General features: G+C 69.3%; 22 protein-coding genes. 10 read left to right on the forward strand and 12 right to left on the reverse strand.

Translation table 11 applies throughout. The annotated features are described in order from the left end of the window. Positions 1-12: 12 nt before the first annotated feature. From gnd to dnaA, 3 genes are all read right to left on the reverse strand, one after another. Complete coding sequence (gnd, locus tag ABT034_RS03955; protein WP_351210950.1) at positions 13-891, reverse strand: phosphogluconate dehydrogenase (NAD(+)-dependent, decarboxylating); 879 nt, start codon at positions 889-891, stop codon at positions 13-15. 108 nt (positions 892-999) lie between these two features. Then, on the reverse strand, positions 1,000-2,130 hold the full coding sequence (gene dnaN / locus ABT034_RS03960) for a DNA polymerase III subunit beta (RefSeq protein ID WP_351210952.1): 1,131 nt from the start codon (positions 2,128-2,130) through the stop codon (positions 1,000-1,002). 862 nt (positions 2,131-2,992) lie between these two features. After that, on the reverse strand, positions 2,993-4,747 hold the full coding sequence (gene dnaA, locus ABT034_RS03965) for a chromosomal replication initiator protein DnaA (RefSeq protein ID WP_351210954.1): 1,755 nt from the start codon (positions 4,745-4,747) through the stop codon (positions 2,993-2,995). Between the two features lie 395 nt (positions 4,748-5,142). Here dnaA and rpmH point away from each other — a divergent pair, with 395 nt between their 5' ends. The 9 genes from rpmH to ABT034_RS04010 all read left to right on the forward strand — a co-directional run bounded on the left by rpmH (position 5,143) and on the right by ABT034_RS04010 (position 11,885). After that, complete coding sequence (gene rpmH, locus ABT034_RS03970) at positions 5,143-5,280, forward strand: 50S ribosomal protein L34 (protein WP_030205020.1); 138 nt, start codon at positions 5,143-5,145, stop codon at positions 5,278-5,280. Between the two features lie 21 nt (positions 5,281-5,301). Continuing rightward, positions 5,302-5,673, forward strand: coding sequence for a ribonuclease P protein component (rnpA, locus tag ABT034_RS03975; RefSeq protein WP_351210957.1), 372 nt, complete (start codon positions 5,302-5,304; stop codon positions 5,671-5,673). Beyond that, positions 5,670-5,996, forward strand: a complete 327-nt coding sequence (gene yidD, locus ABT034_RS03980; protein ID WP_015034858.1) for a membrane protein insertion efficiency factor YidD — start codon at positions 5,670-5,672, stop codon at positions 5,994-5,996. Before rnpA ends, yidD begins: the two co-directional genes overlap by 4 nt. Positions 5,997-5,999: 3 nt before the next feature. Next, positions 6,000-7,319 carry a membrane protein insertase YidC gene (gene yidC, locus ABT034_RS03985; RefSeq protein ID WP_351210959.1) on the forward strand — a complete coding sequence of 440 codons (1,320 nt, stop codon included), beginning with the start codon at positions 6,000-6,002 and terminating at the stop codon, positions 7,317-7,319. Positions 7,320-7,348: 29 nt separating this feature from the next. Then, on the forward strand, positions 7,349-7,858 hold the full coding sequence (locus tag ABT034_RS03990; protein ID WP_351210961.1) for a Jag family protein: 510 nt from the start codon (positions 7,349-7,351) through the stop codon (positions 7,856-7,858). A 118-nt stretch (positions 7,859-7,976) separates the two neighbouring features. After that, on the forward strand, positions 7,977-8,693 hold the full coding sequence (rsmG, locus tag ABT034_RS03995; RefSeq protein WP_351210963.1) for a 16S rRNA (guanine(527)-N(7))-methyltransferase RsmG: 717 nt from the start codon (positions 7,977-7,979) through the stop codon (positions 8,691-8,693). A 236-nt stretch (positions 8,694-8,929) separates the two neighbouring features. After that, positions 8,930-10,021, forward strand: a complete 1,092-nt coding sequence (locus ABT034_RS04000; RefSeq protein ID WP_351210965.1) for a ParA family protein — start codon at positions 8,930-8,932, stop codon at positions 10,019-10,021. Further along, a complete protein-coding gene (locus ABT034_RS04005) occupies positions 10,018-11,106 on the forward strand; it encodes a ParB/RepB/Spo0J family partition protein (protein WP_351210967.1) in 1,089 nt (362 codons plus the stop codon). The genes ABT034_RS04000 and ABT034_RS04005 overlap by 4 nt, the downstream gene beginning before the upstream one ends. 161 nt (positions 11,107-11,267) lie before the next feature. Then, positions 11,268-11,885, forward strand: a complete 618-nt coding sequence (locus tag ABT034_RS04010) for a GNAT family N-acetyltransferase (RefSeq protein ID WP_351210968.1) — start codon at positions 11,268-11,270, stop codon at positions 11,883-11,885. A gap of 97 nt (positions 11,886-11,982) precedes the next feature. Here ABT034_RS04010 and trxA read toward each other — a convergent pair whose 3' ends face one another. The 7 genes from trxA to ABT034_RS04045 form a co-directional block, all read right to left on the reverse strand. Further along, complete coding sequence (gene trxA / locus ABT034_RS04015) at positions 11,983-12,315, reverse strand: thioredoxin (RefSeq protein WP_351210970.1); 333 nt, start codon at positions 12,313-12,315, stop codon at positions 11,983-11,985. Positions 12,316-12,360: 45 nt separating this feature from the next. After that, entirely contained in the window at positions 12,361-13,326 is a 966-nt protein-coding gene (gene trxB, locus ABT034_RS04020) for a thioredoxin-disulfide reductase (protein WP_351210972.1), read from the reverse strand. Between the two features lie 140 nt (positions 13,327-13,466). Further along, entirely contained in the window at positions 13,467-14,399 is a 933-nt protein-coding gene (locus ABT034_RS04025; protein WP_351210974.1) for an RsmA family anti-sigma factor, read from the reverse strand. Then, a complete protein-coding gene (gene sigM / locus ABT034_RS04030; RefSeq protein ID WP_351210976.1) occupies positions 14,396-15,100 on the reverse strand; it encodes an RNA polymerase sigma factor SigM in 705 nt (234 codons plus the stop codon). Before sigM ends, ABT034_RS04025 begins: the two co-directional genes overlap by 4 nt. 25 nt (positions 15,101-15,125) lie before the next feature. After that, positions 15,126-16,811 (reverse strand): protein kinase family protein, encoded by a 1,686-nt coding sequence (locus ABT034_RS04035; RefSeq protein WP_351210978.1) that lies wholly within the window; start codon positions 16,809-16,811, stop codon positions 15,126-15,128. 118 nt (positions 16,812-16,929) lie between these two features. Beyond that, on the reverse strand, positions 16,930-19,167 hold the full coding sequence (murJ, locus tag ABT034_RS04040) for a murein biosynthesis integral membrane protein MurJ (RefSeq protein WP_351210980.1): 2,238 nt from the start codon (positions 19,165-19,167) through the stop codon (positions 16,930-16,932). Positions 19,168-19,212: 45 nt separating this feature from the next. Beyond that, positions 19,213-21,615: a DUF6049 family protein gene (locus tag ABT034_RS04045; protein WP_351210982.1), complete on the reverse strand. Its 2,403-nt coding sequence runs from the start codon at positions 21,613-21,615 to the stop codon at positions 19,213-19,215. Positions 21,616-21,840: 225 nt separating this feature from the next. Between ABT034_RS04045 and ABT034_RS04050 the strand changes: the two genes are divergently transcribed. Beyond that, positions 21,841-23,307, forward strand: coding sequence for a CCA tRNA nucleotidyltransferase (locus tag ABT034_RS04050; RefSeq protein ID WP_351210984.1), 1,467 nt, complete (start codon positions 21,841-21,843; stop codon positions 23,305-23,307). 80 nt (positions 23,308-23,387) lie between these two features. Here the strand turns inward: ABT034_RS04050 and ABT034_RS04055 are convergent, their stop codons facing one another. Together ABT034_RS04055 and ABT034_RS04060 are read right to left on the reverse strand one after the other, a co-directional pair. Next, the gene (locus ABT034_RS04055) at positions 23,388-24,647 is read right to left on the reverse strand and encodes an MFS transporter (RefSeq protein ID WP_351210986.1); all 1,260 of its coding nucleotides are present in this window, start codon (positions 24,645-24,647) and stop codon (positions 23,388-23,390) included. A 75-nt stretch (positions 24,648-24,722) separates the two neighbouring features. Beyond that, positions 24,723-25,805: an inositol-3-phosphate synthase gene (locus ABT034_RS04060; RefSeq protein ID WP_351210988.1), complete on the reverse strand. Its 1,083-nt coding sequence runs from the start codon at positions 25,803-25,805 to the stop codon at positions 24,723-24,725. Positions 25,806-25,848 lie beyond the last annotated feature (43 nt).

Consider the following 25,848-nt stretch of genomic DNA (forward strand, 5'->3'; position numbering starts at 1 on the left):
ACAGCCTGTGGATTACTTCTTGGACTCGACCGCGTGGCCACCGAACTGGTTGCGCAGCGCGGCGATCATCTTCATCTGCGGGGAGTCGTCCTGCCGCGAGGCGAACCGCGCGAAGAGCGACGCGGTGATCGCCGGCAGCGGTACGGCGTTGTCGATGGCGGCCTCGACGGTCCACCGGCCCTCGCCGGAATCCTGGGCGTAGCCGCGGAGCTGCTCCAGGTGCTCGTCCTCGTCCAGCGCGTTCACCGCGAGGTCGAGCAGCCAGGAACGGATGACCGTGCCCTCCTGCCAGGAGCGGAAGACCTCACGCACGTCGGTGACGGAGTCGACCTTCTCCAGGAGCTCCCAGCCCTCGGCGTAGGCCTGCATCATCGCGTACTCGATGCCGTTGTGGACCATCTTCGCGAAGTGGCCGGCGCCGACCTTGCCCGCGTGGACCGAGCCGAACTCGCCCTCGGGCTTGAGCGCGTCGAAGATCGGCTGGACCCTCGCCACGTCCTCGGCGGAGCCGCCGTACATCAGCGCGTAGCCGTTCTCCAGGCCCCAGACGCCGCCGGAGACGCCGCAGTCGACGAAGCCGATGCCCTTGGCCGCGAGCTCCTCGGCGTGCTTCTCGTCGTCCGTCCAGCGCGAGTTCCCGCCGTCCACGACGATGTCGCCGGGGGAGAGCAGGTCGGCCAGCTCGTCGACGGTGGACTGGGTCGCGGCACCGGCCGGAACCATGACCCACACGACGCGGGGCCCCTTGAGCTTGCCCACAAGCTCCTCGAGGCTGTGGACATCGGCGAGGTCCGGGTTGCGGTCGTATCCGATGACGGTGTGGCCTGCGCGGCGGATGCGCTCACGCATGTTGCCGCCCATCTTGCCGAGACCGACGAGACCGAGCTCCATCAGAGATTCCTTAAGCGTCGTGTGCGGTTTACCCGGGTCCGAGCCTACGCCGGGACCCGGGTGCACACCTGTGGGGTCAGCCGCTCAGTCGTCGGCCGCCCCGAAGGGTCATCCGGAGAGCCGCACCGGCATGATCAGGTACTTGTACGCCTCGTCCGCCTCGGCGTCCACGGCCGGCTTGCCGCTCAGCAGCGCCGGCTTCGTGGAGGTCGTGAAGGAGAGCTGGGCGACCGGGGAGTCGATCGCGCTCAGGCCGTCCAGGAGGAAGGTCGGGTTGAAGGCGATCGAGATGTCGTCGCCCTCCAGCTGCGCGTCGACCCTTTCCACAGCCTGTGCGTCGTCGCTTGAGCCCGCCTCGAGGATCAGCACGCCCTGCTCGAAGCTGAGCCGGACCGGGGTGTTGCGCTCGGCCACCAGGGCCACACGCTTGACGGCCTCGACGAAGGGGGCGGTCTCGATCACCGCGACCGAGTTGAACTCGGTGGGGAAGAGCGTCCGGTACTTCGGCAGATCGCCCTCGAGCAGCCGGGTGGTGGTGCGGCGGCCGGCGCCCTCAAAGCCGATGAGGCCCTCGCCCTTGCCGGAGCCCGAGAGCGCCAGGGTGACGGTGTCGCCGCTGGTGAGCGCCTTGGCGGTGTCCAGGAGGGTCTTCGCGGGCACCAGGGCGACCGCGGAGGCGTCCGGGGACTCCGGCTTCCACAGGAACTCGCGGACCGCGAAGCGGTAGCGGTCGGTGGAAGCCAGGGTGACCGTGTCGCCCTCGATCTCGATGCGCACACCGGTGAGGACGGGAAGCGTGTCGTCACGGCCGGCGGCGATGGCCACCTGCGCGGCGGCGGAGGCGAAGACCTCACCGGGGACGGTGCCGGTCGCGGTGGGCATCTCCGGCAGCGCCGGGTACTCCTCCACAGGCAGGGTGTGGAGGGTGAAGCGGGAGGAGCCGCAGACCACGGTCGCCCGTACACCGTCTGTGGAGATCTCCACCGGACGGTTGGGGAGGGCACGGCAGATGTCGGCGAGCAGCCGACCGGAGACCAGGACGGTGCCGTCCTCCTCGACCTCCGCCTCGACGGACACGCGGGCCGAGACCTCGTAGTCGAAGCTCGAGAAGCTCAGGGCGCCGTTCTCGGCCTTCAGCAGAAGGCCCGCGAGTACGGGCGCCGGCGGACGGGCCGGGAGGCTGCGGGCCACCCAGGCCACCGCCTCGGCGAGTACGTCGCGCTCCACCCGGATCTTCACCGGAACCGCCTCCTGCTTGTTGCTGGCTCTTCGTCGACTGCGGGAACCAGTCTGACGTACGCCGCCGACACTCGGTGCTGCTCCGGGTCAAGTCGCGACGAGAGCGCGTCGGAACTCCGGCGCCGAGTTGTGCACAGGCCCCACTTCGAAACGGATTCCTAGCTAACTCTAAGTGGGAGTAGTAGTAGGGCCTGTGGAAACGGTGGATAACGTCGTTTTCGCAGGTCAGACCCGATTTTTTGTCCACCGACCCTGTGGGTGGAACCGGTGGACAACTGGGGTTCTCTGTGGACACCCGAAAGTTCTGCACAGCCCATGCACAGGGCACGGGGAGTTCTCCCCAGCGCTGTCCCCAGCTTTCCCCAGGTTCCCCACAGCCCAAACGTCTCCCTTGGTGTGACCGCTTTCACTCGGCCCGGTGAGCGGGGGTGTTTCGTTGCCGAACAGTGGACAGCGGTGTGGAGAAGCTGTGGGCAACCGGCCCTTCCCTGTGGGCGGCCGGTGGACAACCTTCCGGCCCCCCTGTGGACGAAAGATTCATCCACAGCCTGTGGAGATCTTTTACCAACAATTCCACAGGGGCCTGACCTGGGGTGATGATCAGTCAGCAGGTCAGCCTGTGGACAGGATCCGGATAACTCGGCAGTCCCCACCCTGTGGACGGGAGATCATCCCCCAATCTGTGGAGAACCCGCCACCGGAACGGAGTAATCGAACACTCCGGCCTCGTACACAGCTGTGCACAGCGAACAGACGCTCCCAGGAACGGGCCCACGAGCGGGCCCGGACACCTCCCGGGAACGCCGAAGGGCGCCCCGGGTGGGTTCCCGGAGCGCCCTTCGGCGGCCGCTGAAGCGGTCCGTCAGCCGTTCTTGATGCGGTTGGTCAGCTCGGTGACCTGGTTGTAGATGGAGCGCCGCTCCGCCATCAGCGCGCGGATCTTCCGGTCCGCGTGCATGACCGTCGTGTGGTCGCGGCCGCCGAACTGCGCGCCGATCTTCGGCAGTGACAGGTCCGTGAGCTCGCGGCACAGGTACATGGCGATCTGCCGGGCCGTCACGAGGACGCGGCTGCGCGAGGATCCGCAGAGGTCCTCCACCGTAAGACCGAAGTAGTCGGCCGTGGCCGCCATGATCGCCGGCGCGGTGATCTCCGGCGACGAGTCCTCGCCGCCCGGCATCAGATCCTTGAGGACGATCTCGGTAAGACCCAGGTCCACCGGCTGCCGGTTGAGGCTCGCGAAGGCCGTCACCCGGATCAGCGCGCCCTCCAGCTCACGGATGTTCCGCGAGATCCGGGAGGCGATGAACTCCAGCACCTCCGGCGGCGCGTTCAGCTGCTCCTGGACCGCCTTCTTACGGAGGATCGCGATGCGCGTCTCCAGCTCGGGCGGCTGCACATCGGTGGTGAGACCCCACTCGAAGCGGTTGCGGAGCCGGTCCTCCAGGGTCACCAGCTGCTTGGGCGGCCGGTCCGAGGAGAGCACGATCTGCTTGTTCGCGTTGTGCAGGGTGTTGAAGGTGTGGAAGAACTCCTCCTGCGTCGACTCCTTGCTCGCGAGGAACTGGATGTCGTCGACGAGCAGGATGTCCACATCGCGGTAGCGCTTGCGGAAGGCGTCGCCCTTGCCGTCGCGGATCGAGTTGATGAACTCGTTCGTGAACTCCTCCGAGCTCACGTACCGCACGCGCGTGCCGGGGTACAGGCTCCGCGCGTAGTGTCCGATCGCGTGCAGCAGGTGGGTCTTGCCGAGACCCGACTCGCCGTAGATGAAGAGCGGGTTGTACGCCTTCGCCGGCGCCTCGGCCACCGCGACGGCCGCCGCGTGCGCGAAGCGGTTCGAAGAACCGATGACGAAGGTGTCGAAGAGGTACTTCGGGTTCAGCCGCGCGTGCTGCTCGCCGGGGGCGCCGGAACCTCCCGGCGACGACGAGGACCCGTGGCCGCCGCCGGGCGCGGGACCACCGGGGCGGGAACCGGGGCGGCCCCCGTGGTTCTGCGGGTCGGGAAGCTCGGCGCGCTCGGGCCGCTGCGGCTCGTACCCCCGGGGCGGCTCGTCGTAACGCGACTGCCTGGGCTGCTCGGGACCGGTGTACGGCGCCCGCTCCTGGTAGCCGCCCATGCGGGGCTGCTGCCAGGACAGGTCCTCCTGGGTGCGCGGCCAGGCACCGGGGTCCGGCCGCTGCTGCGTGTAGTCCGGGTAGGCCGGGCGGGCGGTGGGCAGCCCGTCGTCGGGCATCGGCCGGTGGCCGTAGCCCTCGTACTTCTCGTACGGCTCGGGCTGCGCGCGCTCGTCGTAACGGGACTGCTGCTGCACGGGGGGCGCCGGCGGCGTCGGCTCGCCGACGGAGTCGTCGACGGTGATCGCGATCCGGATCGGGCGGCCGCACTCACGGCTCAGGGTCTCGCTGATCAACGGAGCGAGCCGGCCTTCGAGGACGCGCTTGCCCCACTCGTTGGGCACAGCGAGAAGCGCGGTGTCCGCGACCAGGGCGAGCGGCTGGCAGCGCTCGATCCACTGCTTGTCCTTGGGCTCGATCCCCTGCTGGCCCTCGGCGAGGAGGTGCTCCAGGACGCGTGGCCACACTGCGGCAAGATCGGCAGGAACGTCAGCCACAGGGCACGCTTTCTCGCAGGTCCCACGATGGTGTGGTTCTCGGGGGACGGTAGGTCGACGTCCGTGAGGACGGGTCCAGGAGGACAGGTGGGACAGAACGGAAAAGAATGTGGAGTCCATCCACGGTAGTCGCGGCGGCTGACGTGGTTCAAGTTGTTGTCCACAGCCTGTGCACAATGGGGGGCGATGACAGGTCGGTTTGACCGGATGGCGTAGCCGCGCGTACCGTAACCAGGTCGAGTTGTCGATGGCTGCTGCCGCCTGCCTCCGATGGGCAAAGATCACGGTCTGTGATCGTGAAGCGGTGCACTCGGGCGTATTGCGAGCTACTCGTGGGCGCACGGTGACAGCCAGGCGATGTCCCGCCATCTACGAATCATTTCTGGAGCCCCCGAGTGAGCAAGCGCACCTTCCAGCCGAACAACCGTCGTCGCGCCAAGACCCACGGCTTCCGCCTGCGGATGCGTACGCGTGCCGGCCGAGCCATCCTTGCGAACCGCCGTTCCAAGGGCCGCTCCGAGCTGTCCGCCTGATCTGCCTTAACAGGTCATGACGTGCTGCCTACCGAGAATCGGCTGAGGCGGCGCGAGGACTTCGCAACCGCGGTACGCCGAGGTCGCCGGGCCGGTCGCCCGCTCCTCGTCGTCCACCTACGCAGCGGTGCAACGAGCCCGCACGCGTCTGGGGAGAGCGCTCCCCCGGCACGTGCGGGTTTCGTCGTGAGCAAGGCCGTGGGCGGTGCGGTCGTACGCAACCAGGTGAAGCGACGCCTCCGCCATCTCGTCCGCGACCGGCTCACCGAGCTGCCCCCCGGTAGCCTGGTGGTCGTACGGGCGTTGCCCGGAGCCGGCGACGCCGACCACGCACAGCTGGCCCAAGACCTGGACGCCGCTCTTCAGCGGCTGCTGGGAGGGGGCACGCGATGAAGTACCCGCTGCTGGCTCTCATCAAGCTGTACCAGTGGACGATCAGCCCGCTCCTGGGCCCCGTCTGCCGGTACTACCCGTCGTGTTCCCACTACGGATTCACGGCCATCGACCGGCATGGCGCGATCAAGGGCACGGCCCTGACCGCCTGGCGCATCCTGCGGTGCAACCCGTGGTCGCCCGGTGGTGTGGACCACGTCCCCCCGCGTAAGCGCCCCCGCTGGCACGAAATGCTGAGGAACGCGCTGCGCGGAGACAAGGGCGGGTCCACCGCCGAGACGAGCCCGGCCGCAGAGACCTCGCCCAATGCTCAAGGAGCCTGATTAGTGGACACGATTGCCAGTTTTTTCAGCTTCATCACCACACCTGTCTCATGGGTGATCGTCCAGTTCCACAAGGTGTACGGGGCGATCTTCGGTCCTGACACGGGCTGGGCCTGGGGCCTGTCCATCGTGTCCCTGGTGGTGCTGATCCGGATCTGTCTGATCCCGCTGTTCGTCAAGCAGATCAAGTCGACCCGGAACATGCAGGCGCTCCAGCCGAAGATGAAGGCGATCCAGGAGCGCTACAAGAGCGACAAGCAGCGTCAGTCCGAAGAGATGATGAAGCTGTACAAGGAAACGGGTACCAACCCGCTCTCCTCGTGCCTACCCATCCTGGCGCAGTCGCCGTTCTTCTTCGCTCTGTACCACGTGCTCTCCAACATCGCCGAGGGCGACAAGGTCGGCGTGATCAACCAGTCGCTGCTCGAGAGCGCGCGACAGGCGCACATCTTCGGCGCCCCGCTGGCCTCGAAGTTCACGGACAGCGCCGCTGACGTCGCCGCACTCGACGCCTCTGTCACCTCGGTCCGTATCGTCACCGCGATCATGATCATCCTGATGTCGGCCTCGCAGTTCTTCACCCAGCGCCAGCTGATGATGAAGAACGTCGACCTCTCGGTGAAGACCCCGTACATGCAGCAGCAGAAGATGCTCATGTACATCTTCCCGGTGATCTTCGCCGTCATGGGCATCAACTTCCCCGTCGGTGTCCTCGTCTACTGGCTGACCACCAACGTGTGGACCATGGGCCAGCAGATGTACGTGATCAACCAGAACCCGACCCCGGGCAGCAAGGCACAGGACTCCTACCTCCAGCGTCTGCTGAAGAGCATCACGACCCACGGCGAGGTCCGCGGCCGCCGCCGCAAGACCATCGTGAAGATGATCGTCGCCAAGGCCAGCAGCGACCGCAACGAGAACGAGCGCCGCTTCTTCTCCGGCCTGACCAAGGCCGGCTTCGCCGCCCAGGCCGACGGCACCGTGATCAAGAGCGACACGATCGAGGCCGAGGCCGAGGGCGGTGCCGCCGCCAGGCGCCAGCAGCCCAAGCGCCAGACCAAGGCCCAGCGCCAGGCCGCCGCGGCCCAGGTCATGGCCAAGGACACCGGGGAAGTCTCCGAGCCGGCCGCCGAAGAGGCGACCACCTCGCTCGAGAAGAAGCCCCAGGGTCCGGCCAAGACCGCCGCGAAGGGCGAGCCGAAGGACGAGGCGGGCGACAAGCCCGCGCGTCCGAGCCGCGCCAACTCCGGAGGTACCCGTCAGGGCAAGTCCGGCCAGCGCAAGGGCCAGCAGCGGCCCAAGCACCCGTCCTCCAAGAAGTAAGCCTCGCCGAAGCAAGAAGGAGTCCATCCGTGACGGAAGGCACCACCTCCGCCGCCGCCGAGGGTGGCGACACCCTGACCCGCCTGGAGCAGGAGGGTGAGATCGCGGCCGACTACCTCGAGGGTCTGCTCGACATCGCCGACCTCGACGGCGACATCGACATGGACGTCGAGGCGGACCGGGCCGCGGTCTCGATCATCAGCGACTCCGACCGTGAGCTGCAGAAGCTCGTGGGCCGCGACGGCGAGGTCCTGGAGGCCCTCCAGGAGCTGACTCGCCTGGCCGTGCACCGGGAGACGGGTGACCGCAGCCGTCTGATGCTCGACATCGCCGGCTTCCGCGCCCAGAAGCGCACCGAGCTCGCCGAGCTGGGCGCCAAGGCCGCGATCGAGGTGAAGTCCACCGGGCAGCCGGTCAAGCTGGACCCGATGACGCCGTTCGAGCGCAAGGTCGTGCACGACGCGATCGCCGCCGCCGGTCTGCGCAGCGAGTCCGAGGGCGAGGAGCCGCAGCGCTTCGTCGTCGTGCTCCCGGCCTGAACCCTCACGTAGTGTCGGCCCCGTCTGTTCGCAGGCGGGGCCGATCTTTGTCAGCCCCATAAGTCAGCCACCACAGTGCGCTCGCACGCGAAGCGTGCGGTACGGAAGGACGGTTCCCGTGACGGAGGCAGCGGAGCTCCCCGAGGCTCCGGAGCAGGCGCGGACAGTCTTCGGTGAGTACTTCCCGGAGGCCGTGCGGTACGCGGAGCTCCTCGCGGACGCGGGTGTGAAGCGCGGCCTGATCGGCCCGCGGGAGGTTCCGCGGCTGTGGGAGCGCCACCTGCTCAACTGCGCTGTCCTCTCGGAGGTCGTCCCCCAGGGCGTCACCGTCTGCGATGTGGGCTCGGGTGCCGGTCTCCCCGGCATCCCGCTGGCGCTGGTCCGGCCCGATCTGAAGATCACGCTCCTTGAGCCGCTCCTCCGCCGGACGAACTTCCTCCAGGAGGTCGTCGAGCTGCTCGGCCTCGACCATGTGACCGTGGTCCGGGGACGCGCGGAGGAGATGCTCGGCAAGATCACGCCCGTGCATGTGGTGACCGCTCGTGCGGTGGCTCCCCTTGACCGGCTGGCCGGCTGGGGTGTTCCCCTGCTGCGCCCGTACGGGGAGATGCTGGCGCTCAAGGGCGACACCGCGGAGGAGGAGCTCAGCGGTGCTCGCGCCGCGCTCTCCCGCCTCGGCGTGGTGGAGACCTCGGTGCTGCAGGTGGGCGAGGGGATCGTCGATCCGCTGTCCACGGTCGTCCGGGTGGAGGTCGGCGAGAGTCCGGGTGGGGTGCGGTTCGCGGCGAAGCGGGCCAAGGCGGCCCGGACGAGCAAGACCCGTCGACGCCGCTGACTGTCGCATACGTACCATTTCGGAGTGTCGAACGACCGCGGCCGGGCAGCACGGGCATGGTGTTTCACGTGAAACGTCGCTCACTGCTGCAGGGGATCATCAGCCGCGGTCGCGCGGCTGCCACGCCCCGGGACCGTCGACCCCGTGTGAAGCCACCCGCGAGGGTTACGGAGATGTCCACAGAGGTGGATTCACCCACAGAACCACCGGCCTCGCTGGTTCACGACCCCGAAAGCATGGCAGGCTCTCCCCATCGCGAGCCTGAAGCCGAGGAGAGTGAATCCTTGCGGTCCGACGCCAACATCGCGGGACCGATGACCGATCCGGTCCCCGGTCCCCGAACCGAATCGGTGGGGGAGGATGTTTCACGTGAAACGCCGCCCCCGATGGACGACACCCCCATTGGTCGTGCTGCCCAGCTGGCAGTAGAAGCCCTGGGTCGTGCCGGTGAGGGACTTCCCCGCCCGGCGCAGACTCGCGTGATGGTGGTCGCCAATCAGAAGGGCGGCGTGGGCAAGACGACCACGACGGTCAACCTTGCCGCGTCCCTGGCCCTGCACGGTGCCCGGGTCCTGGTCATCGACCTGGACCCGCAGGGCAACGCCTCCACGGCTCTCGGCATCGACCACCACGCCGAGGTCCCCTCGATCTACGACGTCCTCGTCGACAGCAAGCCGCTCTCCGATGTGGTGCAGCCGGTCATGGACGTCGAGGGCCTCTTCTGCGCCCCCGCCACCATCGACCTCGCCGGCGCGGAGATCGAGCTGGTGTCGCTGGTGGCGAGAGAGAGCCGCCTGCAGCGGGCGATCCAGGCCTATGAGCAGCCGCTGGACTACATCCTGATCGACTGCCCGCCCTCGCTCGGTCTCCTCACGGTCAACGCCATGGTGGCCGGAGCCGAGGTGCTGATCCCGATCCAGTGCGAGTACTACGCGCTGGAGGGGCTCGGACAGCTCCTGAGGAACGTGGAGCTGGTACGGGGGCACCTCAACCCCGCACTGCATGTCTCGACGATCCTGCTCACCATGTATGACGGCCGGACGAGGCTCGCCTCGCAGGTCGCCGACGAGGTGCGCACCCACTTCGCCGAGGAGGTGCTGCGGACCAGCATTCCGAGGTCCGTCCGTATCTCGGAGGCTCCGAGCTACGGGCAGACGGTTCTCACCTATGACCCGGGCTCCAGCGGCGCCCTGTCGTACCTCGAAGCGGCCCGTGAGATCGCCCTGCGGGGGGCGGCCGTGCACTACGACCCGCAGCACGCCCCGGTGGGGCACGCCCCGGTGGGGCACCAGAACAACCAGCGCAGCATGTCGGAGGGGATTCAGTGAGTGACCGACGTAGGGGATTGGGGCGTGGGCTCGGTGCGTTGATCCCCGCTGCTCCCCAGGAACGACAGACGCCGACGGTCGGAGTAGGGGCGGGTGCGACCTCCCCCGGTGCGGTGCCTTCCCTGTCCTCGGACCGAGGGGTGGCGGCGGCCAAGCTGGCGACGCTCCCGCAGAGCGCACAGTCGCCGGAGTCCACGCCTTCCTGGAACGAGAACGGGTCGGTGTTCCGGCCGGAGCCGCCGGCCGGGGCGTACTTCACCGAGCTTCCGCTCGACTCGATCGCCCCCAACCGGCACCAGCCGCGTGAGGTCTTCGACGAGGACGCTCTGGCGGAGCTGGTCATCTCCATCAAGGAGGTGGGCCTGCTTCAGCCTGTGGTCGTGCGCAAGGTCGATGACGAGAGCTACGAGCTCGTCATGGGTGAGCGTCGCCTGCGGGCGTCCAAGATCGCCGGTCTGGAACGGATCCCGGCGATCGTCCGGGACACCGACGACGAGAAGATGCTCCTGGACGCCCTCCTGGAGAACCTCCACCGTGCCCAGCTGAACGCGATCGAAGAGGCTCACGCCTACGAGCAGTTGCTCAAGGACTTCGGTTGCACCCATGACCAGCTCGCGGAGCGGATCGGGCGGTCCCGCCCGCAGATCTCCAACACGCTGCGTCTCCTGCGGCTCTCGCCGCCGGTGCAGCGGAGGGTTGCCGCCGGAGTACTGTCCGCCGGTCACGCGCGGGCCCTGCTCGGTGTGGAGGACCCGGAGTCCCAGGACAAGCTGGCCTACCGGATCGTTTCCGAGGGCCTCTCGGTGCGCACGGTCGAGGAGATCGTGAGCGTCATGGGCTCCGAGGAGCCCGCCGGTACGGTCAAGCCGAAGGGCCCGCGCGCCGGCGGCCGTGTCTCGCCCGCTCTGACGGACCTCGCCTCCCGGCTCTCGGACCGCTTCGAGACCCGGGTGAAGGTCGACCTGGGGCAGAAGAAGGGCAAGATCGTCGTCGAGTTCGCCTCGATGGAGGATCTGGAACGGATCCTCTCGACTCTGGCTCCCGGCGAGGGCCGGGTCATGGACAAGAAGAACGCCGAAGCCTGATCTCCGGTTCTCCTCCGAGGACGCCCAGGGCGGGCCGCGTTCCGGTCTTCACCGGAACGCGGCCCGCCCTTTGCACGTGAGCGGTGTCCCCCCGATCGCCTGATCGATACGATTCCAAGAGGCGTATCCGTACGCGATGGCGAGGGAAGTGAGGAGCGGCTGTGGGGCGTCGGCTCGTACCGCTCACGCTGGACAACCTTCCGGACCTGCCCAAGCGGTGCCGCTCCTGCGTCTTCTGGGAGCTGGACCCGGTCAGCGGAGAGGCAGCGGTGAAGGCCGGGCGCCCGGAGCTGGAAAAGGAAGCCTGGATCTCCGGCGTTCTGTTGGAGTGGGGGTCCTGCGGTCGGGTGGTCTATGTCGACGAGGTGCCGGTCGGCTACGTCCTCTACGCTCCCCCGGCCTATGTGCCGCGCTCGACGGCCTTTCCGACCAGTCCCGTGGCCGCCGATGCCGCGCAGCTGATGACGGCCTGGATCATGCCCGGTTATCAGGGGCAGGGGCTGGGCCGGGTGGTGGTGCAGACCGTGGCCAAGGATCTGCTGCGGAGGGGGTTCAAGGCCATCGAGGCGTTCGGTGACGCCCGGTGGAAGGAGCCCGCCTGTGTTCTGCCGGCCGATCACCTGCTGGCGGTGGGCTTCAAGACCGTGCGGCCGCATCCGGCCTTCCCCAGGCTGAGGTTGGAGCTCCGGACGACGCTCTCCTGGAAGGAGGACGTCGAGATGGCCCTGGACCGGCTTCTCGGCGCTGTGCAGAAGGAGCCTGTCCTCCGGCCGCTCTAGGGTCAGGACATGAGAACGGCCCGCCCCCGTCAGGGGCGGGCCGCTTGTGTTTCACGTGAAACAACAGCGCTGTTTCACGTGAAACAGCGAGGGAGCATCAGGCCTTGGACGGCTCGACGAAGCCCTCGAGGTCGCGCAGGATGGCGGCCTTCGGCTTGGCACCGACGATCGTCTTGACGACCTCGCCGCCCTGGTACACGTTCAGCGTCGGGATGGACATGACGCCGTACTTGGCGGCCGTGGCCGGGTTCTCGTCGATGTTGAGCTTCACGACCTCGATCTCGCCGTGCTCGGCGGCGATGGCCTCCAGCGACGGGGCGATCTGGCGGCAGGGACCGCACCACGCCGCCCAGAAGTCCACCAGGACGGGCTTGGTGCTCTTGAGGACGTCCTCTTCGAAGGAAGCGTCGGTCACAGTCTTCAGGGCCACAGCGGCCTCCTTGATCTCGCGGGGTGTGGGTGAGGAGAGACGGGGTCAGACCGCGGGGGTCTCGGCCAGCTTCTCGCTGTCGGCGAGGGCGGCCAGGAAACGCTCGGCGTCCAGCGCGGCGGAGCAGCCGGTGCCGGCGGCCGTGATGGCCTGGCGGTAGGTGTGGTCGACGACATCGCCGGCGCCGAAGACACCGGTGAGGTTCGTGCGCGTCGACGGGGCGGCCACCTTGAGGTAGCCCTCCTCGTCGAGGTCCAGCTGGCCCTTGAACAGCTCGGTCCGCGGGTCGTGGCCGACGGCGATGAAGAGGCCGGTGACGGGAAGCTGACGGGTCTCACCGGTCTTCGTGTCACGCAGGGTCAGACCGCTGAGCTTCTGCTCACCGTGGATCTCCGTGACCTCGCTGTCCCAGGCGAACGAGATCTTCGGGTCGGCGAAGGCACGCTCCTGCATGGCCTTGGAGGCACGGAGGGTGTCACGGCGGTGGACGATCGTGACGGTCTTGGCGAAGCGCGAGAGGAAGGTGGCCTCCTCGATCGCGGTGTCGCCGCCGCCGACGACGGCGATGTCCTGGTCCTTGAAGAAGAACCCGTCGCAGGTGGCGCACCAGGAGACACCGCGGCCGGAGAGCGTGTCCTCGTTCGGGAGGCCGAGCTTGCGGTGCTGGGAACCGGTGGTGACGATGACGGCCTTGGCGCGGTGCACGGTGCCGGCGGTGTCGGTGACGGTCTTGATCTCGCCCGTCAGGTCCACGGCGATGATGTCGTCAGGGACCAGCTCGGCGCCGAAGCGCTCGGCCTGGGCCCGCATGTTGTCCATCAGGTCCGGGCCCATGATGCCGTCACGGAAGCCGGGGAAGTTCTCCACCTCGGTCGTGTTCATCAGTGCGCCACCGGCGGTGACGGCACCCTCGAAGACCAGGGGGTTCAGCGACGCTCGGGCGGTGTAGAGCGCAGCGGTGTAACCCGCGGGCCCGGAGCCGATAATGATCACGTTACGGACGTCGCTCACGGGTTTCTTCCTCGTCTCTGCAGACTGCCACTGCCTACGGGGGCGGTCGTCTCGGTCACTCTCACCCCACCCAACGGATCCTAAGGGGCGTACATTCCCGAGTTTGCCGCGCGGCGCCGGGGCCGGACGGGGGAGAGAGGTCAGGACCGGGGGTAGGTCCGGCTGAACAGGAGCTCGGCGACCGCGCTTCCGCTTCCCGCGGTCCGGTCCGCGCAGGAGGCGTCCAGTACGAAGGCCTGGATACGGGCGCTGTCCGCGGGGTCCGGCAGGACGACCAGATAGGCAGGCGTTCCCTGGTACTCGCCCCGTTCGTGGCCGAGCACCGCATCGGTGCGGCCGGTGCCGGCCAGGACACAGGCGGGGACGGCACTGTCCCTGTTCCGCTGGGGGGCCGTGGTGCCCGTCTCCGCGGACATCGACTCGGGGCCGATTCCCCGTGGCGTCTTGGCAACGCTCTCCTCGGCCAGGAGCGCTTGCACGCGGTCCTCGACCTGGGCCCCTGAGAAGGGGCTCAGACTCTCTCCCGCGACGTCGGCCTTCGTGGTCTTCTCAGCGGTGTCTCCGGCGTTGAGGTTGACCGCCTGGCTGAGGAAGAGGCTCGTTCCCAGGACGACGGCACTGAAAGCGGCGCCGAGCGTGGCGAGCAGCGCGATCCGGCGGCGGGGCCTCCTGGTCCGGCCGGGGCCGGTGGCAGCGCCGGGGCGTCCGGCGGGGCGGCCCGCGACGGGGAGCCGGGAGGGGGAGGTAATGGCCTCGGACGGAGTACGCGATGTTTCACGTGAAACAGGCGCCTCGCTCTCCGGGGTCGTGGCGTCGAGGAGAGCTTCGGCGGCCAGGGCGGCATCGATGCGGCCGGCGATCTCGGCGGGCATGCGGGGCGGGCCGGGCAGAGTGCCCAGGAGACCGCGGATCTCCTCCAGGGAGGTCCGTACGTCGGCGCAGAGCGGACAGTCGTCCAGATGGCGGCGTACGGCGGCGGAGCGGCTGGGTGAGAGCAGCCCCTCGGTCAGGTCGGAGATCTCCGAGACGTCCGGGTGCTGTGTCGTGTCGGCCTTGCCGGTCGTGGAAGTCACGCGCGCCCACCTCCGCCCTTCACAGCAGCTGGATCGATCGGTCCGGTATCCGTCGGCCCCGGCACCTGTGGGACGGATGTCCCCGGCGTCCGGTTCCTTCCCCCATCGGGGGCCTCGTTACCCACGGTGTCGGCGCGCAGATGAGTGACCATCGGAAGCAGGCGTGCCCGTCCGCGCGCGCAGCGGCTCTTCACGGTGCCGGTGGGAACGCCGAGGATACGGGCCGCCTCCGCCACCGGGTATCCCTGCATGTCGACCAGGACGAGGGCGGCACGCTGGTCGGCGGGGATGGCGGCGAGAGCGGCGAGGACTTCGCGGTGGACGTCCTGCCGTTCCACGGGGGCCTCGGCCGACTCATGGGGTTCGAGGAGCTGCTCGAAGCGGTCGGAGTCGTCGACGGGCGAGGTTCTGCGGGAGGCTGCCTTCCGGGCGCGGTCGAGGCAGGCGTTCACCGTGATGCGGTGGAGCCAGGTCGTGACGGCCGACTGGCCCCGGAAGGTATGGGCGGCCCGGAAGGCCGAGATCAGGGCGTCCTGGACGGCGTCGGCGGCCTCCTCGCGGTCTCCCAGGGTCCGCAGGGCGACCGCCCACAGCCGGTCGCGGTGCCGGCGTACGAGCTCACCGAAGGCGTCCGGGTTCCCGGCGACATGGAGCGCCAAGAGCTCCTGGTCGCCTGTGGCCTCGTCTATCGGATCGTCCAACGGTGAGCCCCCTCCCGTGGGGTGGTCAGCCCATGACCTTGATCTCGGTCAGCTTGCCCCGGAAACCGCCGTCCGCGGAGGGCAGATTCGTGAGCCAGACCAGAACGTAGCGGGTGGTGACGGGCTTGGTGGGCTTCAGTGTCACCTCGGTTCCGTCTCCGGAGGCCTGGGTCGTGAACGCGTCGGGTGTGGACGGTGCCGAGGAGGCGTCGGAGGGCGCGGTGCGCAGCTCCACCGAGGTGTGTCCCAGGAACGACAGCTCTACCGAGCTGACCTCCTGTGCCTTGCCCAGATCGAGCACGACCCCCACGCCGGTCTTCAGGTTGGCGAAATCGGGGCCGAAATAGCGATCGGTGTACCAGAAGGTGCTGGGGTCGCCGTCGAAGGCGCGGTCTATGGCCTGGGGCTTCTCGGCGCCGTTGCCCAGCGGGTCGAAGTCGTGAGCGGACTCGATGGTGAGCGGCTTGGGCGGCGGCGGCTTCTCGTCGGCCGTCGGCGTGGGCACCGGCGTCTTGGTGGTGGCCTCCGGGGCGAGGAGCCGGTCCGCGATCTGCCAGCTGCCCAGACCGAGGGCGGCGATGAGAAGGGCGGAGACGGCCCACTTCAGTGCCGTGCCGGTGCGGCTCTGGAGCGGGGGCGGCGGGACGACCAATGGCTGGGTGACCACCGGGTGCTGCTGGGGGCGGCCGTACGTGCCCTGCTGGTACGTCGTGCGCTGGTACTCGGGCGGGGCGGCGAACTCCGGCTCCGGCGGCTTCACACGGGGCATCGCGGCCACGGCCTTGGCCAGCTCGTCCGGTGTGGTGCAGGGCGGTTCCTGGCGCGAGGCGGTGGCCCCGTCGTTGGCCAGGGCGCGCATGGCGATCTCGGAGAGGCCCCGGTGGACGCCGGCGCGGACCTGGTCGGGCGGGAGCAGCCCGACGCCCTTGGGGAGGCCGGAGAGCCCGTAGGCGTCGCTGTCGTACGGCCAGCGCTGGGTGAGGGCGGCGTACAGGAGTGCGCCGATCGCCTCGGTGTCGGTGCGCTGGGGGCGCTCGGCGGTGATGCCGCGCAGGGCGGCGTTCACGGCGAGGCCGCGGATCCGGTACTGGCCGGTGGAGCTGCGCAGGACGGCGCTTGGTGTGAGCCGGAGGTGGGCGAGGCCTTCGCGGTGGGCGGCGGCCATGGCCTGGGAGACCTGGCTGACGAGCTGGTAGGCGTCGTGGGGCTCCAGCGGGCCCAGCGCGAGCAGCGCGGTCAGCTCGGTGGAGTCGGGCAGCCACTCGTGCACGACGTACACAAGCTCGTTCTCCTCGACGGCGTCGAGGACCTGGACGAAGCGAGGGTCGCCGAGGAGGGCCGAGGAGCGGGCCGCGGCCAGGACCGAGCGGGCCCGGGGGTGCTCGGCGGGCAGCAGGTGGACCCCGACGGCACGCCGCAGTTTCTCGTCGACGGCACGCCAGCTGCTGAAGCCGTCCAGACGGGTGACGCACTCCTCGAGCCGGTAGCGCCTGGCCAACTTGTGGCCGCTGTGCAGTTCGGGAGCCGTGAGGGAGGGCTGTTCGCCGTTCTGTCGTTCGACCGCCTTCTTCTCGGTGGGCTCGGCGGTCTGCTCCGCCGCCTTCTGCTCTTCCGCCACCCCGTCGGTCGCGGCCGTCTCCGCCTTGGCGGTCAGCGGGTCGTCACCGCTGTTGTCGGCCACGTCGACGGCAGCCGTGCTACGTTCCGCCACCGTCGTTCCTGCCTCCCCATCCGTTGCGCCACATCCAACAGCCAAGCCAATTGTGCCCACAGTCGGACGCTATGCACGACACGCGGTTCCCCCCGATGGTTGTGCGGGGCCCGTGGGTTCAGCGTCCCAGGCGTCCGCGCACCATGCCGACCAGGGTGTTCAGCTCCGCGATCCGCATCCGCTTGGCCGCGACGAAGAAGACACCGAGGAGTACCGCTCCGCCGGCGAGCAGGGCGACGAGCGAGCCCAACGCGCCCTCGCCGAGGAGCTTCAGCAGGCCGAAACCGACGGCGCCGGAGACGATCGCGGCGGGTACGGAGGCCATGCAGAGGCGGGCGTAGGTCCGCATCACCTGGGTGCCGTCCAGGTCGCCGCCCAGCCGCTTGCGGAGGCGCCGCCAGGCGATGCCGACACCGACGGCGTAGGCGAGCCCGTACGAGGCGGCCATGCCGACGACGGCCCACCGGGCGGGCAGCACGACGTAACAGAGCGCGGAGGCGGCCGCGTTGACGGCGGCGACGATGACCGTGTTGTAGAAGGGCGTCCGGGTGTCCTCGTAGGCGTAGAAGCCGCGGAGCACGACGTACTGGACGGAGTAGGGGATCAGGCCGAGGCCGAAGGCCATCAGGATGAAGCCCATGCCCTGGGCGGCCTCGATGCCGCTGGAGGCGTACAGCAGGGTGCACATCGGGACGCCGAGCGCCAGGAAGGCGAAGGAGACCGGGACGATCGCGACGGCCGAGTTGCGCAGGCCCTGCGAGATGTCGTCCCGCACGGCACCGGGGTCGTCGTCGTGAGCGGCGCGGGAGATCCGCGGCAGCAGCGCGGCCATCACGGAGACCGTGATGATGGCCTGCGGCATGCCCCAGATCAGCTGCGCGTTCGAGTACGCGAGGAAGCCGGCGCCGTTCTTCCCGGACTCCGCACCGGCGGCCGTGGCCAGCTGGGTGACGACCAGGACGCCCGCCTGGTTCGCGAGGACGAAGAGAACGGTCCACTTCGCGAGCTTGACCGTCTTGCCGAGCCCGTGGCCCTTCCAGTCGAAGCGGGGCCGGAAGCGGAATCCCGTCTCACGGAGGTACGGGATCATCGCCAGCGCCTGGACGACGAGTCCGAGCAGGGTGCCGATGCCGAGCAGGCGGATGCCGTCGTCCGGGATGGTCTGCACACCCATGTGGGACTCGGCGGAGGTGCCGTAGACCCAGATGAACAGGCCGAAGGTGACGATCATGACGATGTTGTTGAGGACCGGGGTCCACATCATCGCGCCGAACTTGCCGCGGGCGTTGAGGATCTGACCCATCACCACGTGCACGCCCATGAAGAAGATCGTGGGCAGGCAGTAGCGGGCGAAGGTCACGGCCACGCTGTTGGCCGCGGCGTCGTCGGCGATGGTGTTCGACATCAGCCTGATGAGCAGCGGGGCTGCGAAGACGGCCAGGACCACGATGGCGCCGAGCGCCACCATGACCAGGGTGAGCAGCCGGTTGGCGTAGGCCTCGCCGCCGTCCTCGTCGTTCTTCATCGAGCGGACGAGCTGCGGGACGAAGACCGAGTTGAGGCCACCGCCGACGGTGAGGATGTAGATCATCGTCGGCAGGGTGTAGGCGATGGTGAAGGTGTCGCCGAGCAGGGCCGCGCCGAGCGCGCCGGTGATCACCAGGCTGCGGACGAAACCGGTGAGCCGGGAGACGAGGGTGCCCGCCGCCATCACCGCGCTCGACTTCAGCAACCCGGAGGCTCGGCCGGACTTCTTGGGGGCGGGGGCGGGCATGGGGTCCGGCTCCGGGGCGGGTGGGGGCACCTGGCCGGGCGTCTGCTGGTCCCGGTAGAGGTGGGCGAAGGCGTCCGGCTCGGGGTCCTCCTCGCCGGCCCGGGTGACCAGGTCGTCGACGCCGGTGAACTGGACCGTGCGCGCGTCGTCGCCGTACGGCAGGTGGCGTGAGGGACCTTCGGGCTCCGGCGCCGGGGTCTGCGCCCACACCCGGGGGTCGGGAGCGTGCGGGGGCGCGGCCGGCTGCTGGTACAGCGGCTGCGGCTCCTGGTAGGTGCCGGGCGGGGGCGGCGGGTGCGCGGCGCGGTCGTAGAGCGCCTCGGTCACCGGGTCCTGCGCGGAGAGGTCCTGGGCCCGGTACGGGTCGTGGGTGTACGCGTCCTGGACGTAGGGGTCCTGGGCGTACGGGTTCTGCGGGTGGGCGCCCTGTGCGTAGGGGTCGTGCCCCTGCGGGCCGGGGGCGGCCTGCTGCGGGGGCGGCACCGGCGGGTAGCCGGAACCGGGAGGGGCCGCGGGCGTCCCACCGGACGGCGCGGGGCCGCCCGGGCCCTGGCCGCGGTCACCGTCGTACGGCGCGTTCATGGTTACCCCACCTCATCGTCCCCGGCCGACCGGCCACGACATCGCTCAACGGTCCACTTTCTCACCCGTGCCCGACGGGTCGGCGCTTTCGGGCCCGGTGTCCGGTGTCGGGTCACTCGGCTGCTCGGGTTCGTCCCCGTCGGCCTCCGGCGGCTGCGCTTCCGCCTCCGTGCCCTCTTCCGCCTGCTCCGCGGCCTGCTCCGCCGCTTCCTGATCCGCCTCGGGATCCGTGTCCGGCTCCGTCTCCGGCTCCGTCTCCTCGGCCTCGGCGTTCCGCGCGGCGAGCCGCTTGCGCTGGCTGTACATCCGCACGCCGGCCAGGACGAGGAGGAGGACTCCGCCGGCGATCACGAGCATCACCGTGGCGGTGATCTCGGAGACCTTCACGTTGAAGGTCATCGGCTTTCCGTACGGGGTGCCGTCGTCGGTGTAGAGCTGGGCCGTCATCGCCACCTGGCCGTTGACGCTCGCCGAGACGGGGAACTTCACCGACTGGCTGTGACCGCCGTTGATCCTCACGGGCAGTTCGGCCGGCCCGTCGCCGCCGTCCACCCTCAGCCGGTTCTTGTTGGCGGAGGTGAGTCGCAGCACCAGATGCACGTCCTGCAGCAGCTGGTTCTGGACGGTCACGGGGATCGTCGCGCTGCGGCCGGACAGCGTGAGGTCCGACTTGTCCACCAGCTGCACACCCTTGGTCAGGGTCTGCAGATAGTCCAGGACGTTGCCCCGGTAGATCGCGGCCGATCGCGCCTGACCGCGCCACGAGGTCGACATCTCGCGGTTGATCGCGTTGCCGAAGGGGGTCGCGACGCGGTACGGGAGAGCAAGGATGACCTTGAAGTCGTCCAGCTCGTCGCGGGTGGTCTTCATGTCCCGGAAGGCCTGGACCGGCAGCTCCCGGTCGCGCAGCTTCTCCGGGTACCGGGAGCTGCCGGGCACGGTGGTGGAGGCGCCCGGGTCCGGCTTGGCCGCCGCGGCCGCCATGAGGTCGATCGGCTCGCTCCAGCGCCGACCGGAGAGCCCCTGCAGGGCGGTCGCCATGGTCTGCGCCTGGGCGACGGTCGGCATCCGCTGGGGGGCGACCACGATGCTGCGCGGGGTCCCCGGCTGCTCCAGGGTGACGGCGAGGGACTGGGCGAGGAACTTCTGGACCGCGAGCGTGGAGTTCTCCGTCCGGACCATGTCCCCCTCGAAGGCGGTCGACAGGAGCGCGTCGCTCACGACGGCCGTCGTGCTGCCGTTGCCGAGGGGGCGGGCGGCCGTGGGCGTGTACGAGAGGTCGTCGCGGACACTGTCGCTGCGGGCGATCACCTTGTCGGCACCGGCCGAGGTCGCCACCGCCACGATCGAGGGGTCGACGGCTCCGTCGGCGGGCCAGGCGAAGTCGGTGGACGGCTGGACGTGGAGGATCGTCTCCACCGTTCCCCTGGCGAGGGCGGTCGCCGACTGGAGGTGCCCCAGCGAGCCGGGAACGTCCTTGCCGCGGTGGGCCAGGGAGGCGAGGTCGGGATCCGCGAACGGAAGGGCGACGACCTTGCGGCCCTGGACCGCCTTCTCCAGCTCGTTCAGCCACCGCTCGGCGACGGTCTGGTTCGGGCCCGGGACGTGCAGGGCGCCGGTCTTGACGCGGTAGCCGTTCGCCATGGCGTCGACGGAGGCCAGCAGGTCCGGGTCGACCACCCAGGTGACCGGGAGGTCCTTGCCCAGCGAGACCATCTGGTCGAGCCGTCCCCCCGGCTTCAGCTCGGTCGCCAGCGCGTCGTCCTCGAAGACCGGGGTCTGCTGATCGTCCGTGGCCGTCTCCGCCGAGACATGGGCGGAGGAGATCAGCGGCCACAGATAGGTGAGCTGGGTCTTCTTCTCGGTGGCCTCGGGCTGGTACGGCACGAAGGTCCGCTCGATGCCGAGGACCCGGTCGTAGCGCTGGTCCGCGGTCTGCCCGGTGAGGGAGACCCCCAGCTGGTAGACGCCCGCCGCGTCGAGCCCGAGCTCGGAGACCGGCACGGAGAGGGAGAACTCCGCACTCAGGCCGGCGCCCAACCGGGGGATGGCGACGGTGGGGGCGTCCTTGAGGGGGTCGGGGTCGCTGTCGCGCCGGAAGCCGGTACGTCCCGCCACCTGATCGATCTGGCTGCGGCTCGTCATCCGGGGCCCGACGTGCAGGTCCACGGTCGCGTCGATGACGGTCTTCTTGCTCCGGTTGGTGACCGTGCCGGTCACCTTGACGGTGTCCCCCTCGACGGGAGCGCTCGGGGTCAGCGTGTCGAGGGACACATCGACGGTCTTCGAGCCGGTGGCGTCCTCGGCGGCGACTGCCGGGGAGGTCACCGCCGGGGCCTGGAGCAGGCCGGCGAGGAGGGGCGCCCCGAAGGCGACGGTGATCGTGCGCCGCAGCCATCGGCGGGCAGGTGAGGGACCGGTTCCCTGGATGTCTGCCGCCTCGGCCACGCGTTCGCCCGTCCTCGTCGTTGTCTGTGGTGCCGGTGGTGTAGGTGGTTCCCGGTTGCTGTGTCCAGGCATGGTAACGAGGCACGCTGGGAGCAAGTGCCGGGGACTGCTCCAGCCGATCTCCCGCGGATCTCCGACCGGGCACCCGGCTGGGGCCTAACGGCGCCCGGAGCTCGGGAAAAACGGGGACGTCGCCGCGAGCCGGGGCACGTACCCTTTTCTGTTGTGCCGAACGCCAACGAAGACACCCCGACTGCACTGAGCCAGGTGCAACGCCGCGCGGTCAGTGAACTGCTGCGTGTGTCCCCTGCCGCCGACGACCTCGCCCGCCGTTTCCAGGAGGCGGGGTTCAGCCTCGCGCTGGTCGGCGGCTCGGTCCGGGACGCCCTGCTCGGCCGGCTCGGCAACGACCTGGACTTCACCACCGATGCCCGCCCCGAGGACGTACTGAAGATCGTCCGCCCGTGGGCCGACGCGGTGTGGGAGGTCGGCATCGCCTTCGGGACGGTCGGCTGCCAGAAGGACGCTCGCGTCGGAGACACCGTTCAGCGCTTTGAGATCGAGGTCACCACGTACCGCTCGGAGGCGTACGACCGGACGTCGCGCAAGCCCGAGGTGTCCTACGGCGACTCCATCGAGGACGACCTCGTCCGACGTGACTTCACCGTCAACGCCATGGCCGTGGCCCTTCCGGAGAAGGAGTTCATCGATCCGTACGGCGGCCTTGAGGACCTCGCCGCCCGGGTGCTGCGCACGCCGGGTACGCCGGAGGAGTCCTTCTCCGACGACCCCCTGCGCATGATGCGGGCCGCGCGGTTCGCCGCTCAGCTGGACTTCGAGGTCGCCCCCGAGGTCGTCACGGCGATGAAGGAGATGTCCGGCCGGATCGAGATCGTCTCCGCCGAACGCGTCCGTGACGAGCTCAACAAGCTGCTGCTCTCGGCCCAGCCGCGCAAGGGCCTCGGGCTGCTCGTGGACACCGGGCTCGCCGACCACGTGATCCCCGAGCTGCCCGCGCTGCGTCTGGAGAGCGACGAGCACCACCGCCACAAGGACGTCTACGAGCACTCCCTGACGGTGCTCGACCAGGCGATCGACCTGGAGGAGGACGGGCCCGACCTGGTGCTGCGCCTTGCGGCCCTGCTCCATGACATCGGCAAGCCGCGTACCCGTCGCTTCGAGAAGGACGGCCGGGTCTCCTTCCACCACCACGAGGTGGTCGGCGCGAAGATGACCAAGAAGCGTATGACCGCGCTCAAGTACTCCAACGAGATGATCAAGGACGTCTCGCGGCTGGTGGAGCTGCACCTGCGCTTCCACGGCTACGGGACCGGCGAGTGGACCGACTCGGCCGTCCGACGGTACGTCCGTGACGCCGGGCCGATGCTCTCGCGTCTGCACAAGCTGACCCGTTCGGACTGCACCACCCGCAACAAGCGCAAGGCGACCGCGCTCTCCCGTGCCTACGACGGCCTGGAGGACCGCATCGCCCAGCTTCAGGAGCAGGAGGAGCTGGACGCGATCCGCCCCGACCTCGACGGCAACCAGATCCAGGAGATCCTGGGCATCGGTCCCGGCCCGGCCATCGGCCAGGCGTACAAGTTCCTGCTGGAGCTGCGCCTGGAGAACGGGCCGATGGAGTACGACGGGGCGGTCGCCGCGCTCAAGGAGTGGTGGGACACGCAGAGCTGAGCTGCGTCGGGCGTCGCGGTGTTTCACGTGAAACACCGCCGCCCGCGGTACCGACGAGGGGTGGTGTTTCACGTGAAACATCACCCCTCGGTGCGTTCCCGACGCAATGCCAGCGCGATCGCCGCGTAGATCACGGCCACCAGCACGACCAACAGAGCGGAACGGCCGTCGGGCGGCAGCATCAGCGCCGCGACGCCCGCCGCGGCCACGAAGGCGACGTTGAACAGCACGTCGTACAGCGCGAAGACCCGACCTCGGTAGGCGTCGTCCACGGACAGCTGCACCACCGTGTCCGTCGCGATCTTGGACCCCTGGGTGATGAGCCCGAGGAGGAAAGCCGCGACGAGGAAGGGGACGGGGGCGAAGGTCAGGGCGAGTGCCGGTTCGAGTACGGCGGCCGTTGCCGCGCACACCGTCATCCAGCCGAAGGGGCCGAGCCGCCCCACCGCCCAGGGGGAGAGGACGGCGGCCGCGAAGAAGCCCGCGCCCGAGATGCCGACGGCGAGACCGAGCAGCCCGAGCCCCTCGGACTCCGTGGAGCTCCACGCGTAGCGGCAGAGCATGAGGACGGTGACCAGCAGGGCGCCGTAGCAGAAGCGCATGAGGCCCACCGCGGCGAGAGCGCGGGCGACGGGCCGACGTTCCGCGAGGTGGCGCAACCCGGCGGCCAGGCCCCGGGCGGTCGAGACCAGGGCCGAGGTGAGGCGCTGCGGTACGAGGTCCGGGTCGGGGCCGAGAAGCTCCCGGGACATCCGCAGGGAGGCGAGGGCGGCGCAGAGGTAGAGGACGGCGCCGAAGGTCACCACGGCCGCGTCGGACTGGGAGGCGATCAGCTGGATGCCGAACGCGAGACCGCCGCCCAGGGTCGCGGCGAGGGTGCCGGCGGTGGGGGAGAGCGAGTTCGCCACGACCAGCCGCTCGGCGTCGACGACGCGCGGGAGGGAGGCCGAGAGCCCCGCCAGGACGAAGCGGTTGACGGCTGTGACGGAGAGCGCGGAGGCGTAGAAGAGCCAGTCGGGGACGGAGGCGACGACGAGTACGGCGGTCCCGCCGGCGAGCAGGGCGCGCAGGAGGTTGCCGTACAGGAAGACCTGGCGTCGCTGCCAGCGGTCAAGGAGGACGCCGGCGAAGGGCCCGACGAGTGAGTACGGGAGCAGGAGGACCGCCATGGCGGAGGCGATCGCCGTCGGGGAGGTCTGTTTCTCGGGGGAGAAGACGACGTACGTGGCCAGGGCCACCTGGTAGACGCCGTCGGCGCACTGGGAGAGCAGCCGGACGGTGAGCAGGCGGCGGAAGTTCGTCAGGCGCAGGAGTACGCGCAGATCACGTACGACGGACATGGCAGCAAGACTCACATACGAAGAGGGCCCCCGGGGCAGCGCCTCGGGGACCCTCTGTCGACAAGCGCGCGGAGCTTAGCGCTCGACCTCACCCTTGATGAACTTCTCGACGTTGGCGAAGGCCTCGTCGTCGAAGTACTGCACCGGCGGGGACTTCATGAAGTACGACGACGCGGAGAGGATCGGGCCGCCGATGCCGCGGTCCTTGGCGATCTTCGCGGCGCGCAGGGCGTCGATGATGACACCCGCCGAGTTCGGGGAGTCCCACACCTCGAGCTTGTACTCCAGGTTCAGCGGAACGTCACCGAAGGCGCGGCCTTCGAGGCGGACGTACGCCCACTTGCGGTCGTCCAGCCACGCCACGTAGTCCGACGGACCGATGTGGACGTTCTTCTCGCCCAGCTCGCGGTCGGGGATCTGCGAGGTGACGGCCTGCGTCTTGGAGATCTTCTTCGACTCCAGGCGGTCGCGCTCCAGCATGTTCTTGAAGTCCATGTTGCCGCCGACGTTGAGCTGCATCGTGCGCTCAAGACGGACACCGCGGTCCTCGAACAGCTTCGCCATCACGCGGTGCGTGATGGTCGCGCCGACCTGCGACTTGATGTCGTCGCCGACGATCGGGACGCCCGCCTCGGTGAACTTGTCCGCCCACTCCTTGGTGCCGGCGATGAAGACCGGGAGAGCGTTGACGAAGGCGACCTTGGCGTCGATGGCGCACTGGGCGTAGAACTTCGCGGCGGCCTCGGAGCCGACCGGCAGGTAGCAGACGAGAACGTCGACCTGGCGGTCCTTGAGGATCTGGACGACGTCGACCGGCTCCTCGGCGGACTCCTCGATGGTCTCGCGGTAGTACTTGCCCAGACCGTCGAGCGTGTGACCGCGCTGGACCGTGACGCCGTTGCTCGGGACGTCACAGATCTTGATGGTGTTGTTCTCGCTGGCGCCGATGGCATCCGAGAGGTCGAGGCCGACCTTCTTCGCGTCGACGTCGAAGGCGGCGACGAACTCGACGTCACCGACGTGGTAGTCGCCGAACTGGACGTGCATCAGGCCGGGCACCTTGGCCGCCGGGTCGGCGTCCTTGTAGTACTCGACGCCCTGAACCAGCGAGGCGGCGCAGTTGCCCACGCCGACGATGGCTACGCGAACCGAACCCATTCCGGTTGCTCCCTGTGTGATCGTGGAAGCCCTGCAGTGCGCA

This window comes from Streptomyces sp. NPDC002773 (assembly GCF_040295605.1).
In the GTDB taxonomy this organism is placed as follows: domain Bacteria; phylum Actinomycetota; class Actinomycetes; order Streptomycetales; family Streptomycetaceae; genus Streptomyces.

Excerpts from the sequence above, each read along its gene's own strand:
- yidD (WP_015034858.1), top strand. The coding sequence starts at position 5,670 with ATGAAGTACCCGCTGCTGGCTCTCATCAAGCTGTACCAGTGGACGATC.
- ABT034_RS04000 (WP_351210965.1), top strand. The coding sequence starts at position 8,930 with ATGGCAGGCTCTCCCCATCGCGAGCCTGAAGCCGAGGAGAGTGAATCC.
- murJ (WP_351210980.1), bottom strand. The coding sequence starts at position 19,167 with ATGAACGCGCCGTACGACGGTGACCGCGGCCAGGGCCCGGGCGGCCCC.
- ABT034_RS04060 (WP_351210988.1), bottom strand. The coding sequence starts at position 25,805 with ATGGGTTCGGTTCGCGTAGCCATCGTCGGCGTGGGCAACTGCGCCGCC.
- ABT034_RS04055 (WP_351210986.1), bottom strand. The coding sequence starts at position 24,647 with ATGTCCGTCGTACGTGATCTGCGCGTACTCCTGCGCCTGACGAACTTC.
- gnd (WP_351210950.1), bottom strand. The coding sequence starts at position 891 with ATGGAGCTCGGTCTCGTCGGTCTCGGCAAGATGGGCGGCAACATGCGT.